Below are 1,945 nucleotides of genomic sequence, written 5' to 3' on the forward strand. Positions count from 1 at the left end.
AAACCGCCGACAACCCCTGAAGTTAACGTTGCCCATGCACTTATATTCTGCTTTTCAGTTTCAGTGAGTTCTTCGGGAGTTTTGCCATAAAGTGAGTGCGATAAAATACCCACTGTTTCCCCTGTCATTGCGCCAGAAGCTTGCACTACTGCATTCTCACCTTTTGCCAGTGCAAGGCCTGCATTCAGTAAGCCGTGCGCTATCGTGCGCTGAATATCACTTTCAACACTATTACCTTGGATTTGGTTTTTCACTTCATTAGCGAGATAAGGCGCGGAACCATTAGCAATCGCGGTAACAATATTGTTGCCCATTACACCTTGCGTAAATGCAGTGATGGCTTGGATGGCACGGGTGTATTTACCCCCCGTACCAAAGTCGGATTGGTTAGTATAATCCTGTAAGGCTTGTTGGAAGAGGTGATTTTGAATCTCACGCTCGGTGACGTTATCGTTGGTTTCTAAAAGGGCTTGATAGAGATTGTCGTATCAAAAACATCCCATTGCTCAAACAGATAACCATACTGCTGTTTACACTGCTCTCATCTGATCAACGTTCCCCATTTTATGGATATAAACGGTTTTACTCTTATCTCAACTTTTGTTCTTATATCTTCTAAGACTATTTCAGAATATAAATATTCACCAGCCATATCTTCTTTTATCATAAATTTATTTACACTTTCGCTGAGGTGCCTTGCGATTTCATTCCCATTAAATTCTAATACTGTTTGTATCCATCCTTCTAATATACTAAAAGAAAACACTAGGTGAACTCCATTATTATCTGTAAATTCATATGCAAAATGCCGATCCAAATGATCTACTAATGTCGGTTCACTTTCAAAAAACGAAAGTAGAGCTAAATCATCAGGATGAGATTCAATAAACATTATTTTCTTCCTTCTTTTGGTATTGTTGTTACGAACCGTCGAGTTCCATCAGGCATAATTTCAAATGATGTTTCTAATTTTGTTACTTTTCCTGACGGGCCAAATAATAATGATCCCCTAACTTCATATTTACCATAATTATCACTATATACTTTTATAATGTTTCCTTGCGTCTTAGGTACATGTGAGAGGTGATCAATTAAAAATTTAGCACCTTTTTCATCTGTTGAAATACCTAAACGCCTCATAGATTGTTCTAATTGAGTCGAACGGGCTGCATTATGTTTATTGCTGTTTACTTTTCCGAATAAATAATTAACTTTATTTGGGTCAATAATTACATTGCTTTTGGCTGCTTGTTTATCAAGTAAAATTAATTGCTGATTATAAACCGAATTCGTTTCTTTTTGGTTAAGGTCTCTTGTATTTCTAGAGTTTTCAGCAATTCTATTTAATGCATTTTTTTCTGATTCTAACTTGGTGTTATTGATTCGTTTATCTGTTGTTCCACGATTACCTTTACCACTTCCACTATTAATCATTCCGGGAAGTGCCATCGCTATCAAACCAGCTGTTTCTGGTTCAAGCCCCATTGCCTCAAATCGTTTAGCCCACTGATGTTCGACTGTGATCCCTGTCGCATCCATACTCAACATATACACTGCAGGCAAATAATCACGAAAATCATCAGGCAACGATTTATCTGCTGCAAGATGTTTTATTGCTGTATCGAAAGCATTCCATTGTTCAACTAAATATCCATACTGCTGTTTACACTGCTCTGGTGAGGTTGAACAAATTTGCTTTATTTCTTCCTGTTGCCGAATATTGGCATCAACCATATCACGAATAACTTGCTGACATTCTTCACCGACACAAGTTCTTGCTTTATGTGCAAAATTTTCTAGTTGATTGGTGCTCAACCAATTATTCTCAACCACCACTTTCCCGGCTTGGGCGGCATTGGCAACGCCTGTACTATTATCGCTAATTAAACCGCCGACAATACCGGAAGTTAACGTTGCCCATGCACTTATATTCTGCTTTTCAGTT

General features: G+C 38.0%; 3 protein-coding genes. All 3 read right to left on the minus strand.

Features of this window, described 5'->3' with window-relative positions; all coding sequences use genetic code 11:
- A partial coding sequence (locus tag GWI68_RS03650) for a VENN motif pre-toxin domain-containing protein (RefSeq protein ID WP_208105110.1) occupies positions 1-314 on the minus strand: 314 nt, incomplete at its 3' end.
- Positions 315-541: 227 nt separating this feature from the next.
- Positions 542-892, minus strand: a complete 351-nt coding sequence (locus tag GWI68_RS03655; protein WP_166539417.1) for a hypothetical protein — start codon at positions 890-892, stop codon at positions 542-544.
- Positions 892-1,945, minus strand: a 1,054-nt coding sequence (locus tag GWI68_RS03660) for a VENN motif pre-toxin domain-containing protein (protein WP_166539418.1), incomplete at its 5' end; no start/stop codon positions are given. The genes GWI68_RS03655 and GWI68_RS03660, both read right to left, overlap by 1 nt.

Source organism: Proteus sp. G2669 (assembly GCF_009915245.1).
Taxonomy (GTDB): Bacteria; Pseudomonadota; Gammaproteobacteria; order Enterobacterales; family Enterobacteriaceae; genus Proteus.